Origin of the sequence: Vibrio sp. R-1 (assembly GCF_035615595.1) — a bacterium.
Taxonomy (GTDB): domain Bacteria; phylum Pseudomonadota; class Gammaproteobacteria; order Enterobacterales; family Vibrionaceae; genus Vibrio; species Vibrio cholerae.
This window is the reverse complement of record NZ_WPDC01000355.1, coordinates 1-296: the sequence shown is the minus strand read 5'-3', so window position 1 is coordinate 296 and position 296 is coordinate 1. Positions and strand designations below refer to the sequence as shown.

At 45.6% G+C, this 296-nt stretch carries 1 protein-coding gene; it reads left to right on the top strand.

The annotated features are described in order from the left end of the window. Positions 1–285: GNAT family N-acetyltransferase (locus tag GOU96_RS18490; RefSeq protein ID WP_080483795.1), on the top strand; the 285-nt coding region annotated here is incomplete at its 5' end. Between the last annotated feature and the right edge of the window lie 11 nt (positions 286–296).

Genomic DNA, 296 nt, shown 5'->3' with positions numbered 1-296 from the left:
CTTAACCGAAGTGGTGAGTATTTTATCCTCATTGGTGATAAAGCATTTTGGGGTAAGGGGCTAGGAACAGAAGTCACGCGTTTAGTCACTAATTATGGATTCCGAGAGCTTGGCTTACATCGAATAGAATTGACCGCATATTGTGACAACGTAGCGGCAATCAAAGCGTATGAAAAGGCAGGCTATCAGCACGAAGGTATCAAAAGAGAATCGGGCTATCGCAATGGCCGATTCATGGACAAAGTCCAAATGTCCGTTTTATCGCGAGAGTGGCCGGCCACATAACAAACGCCTCA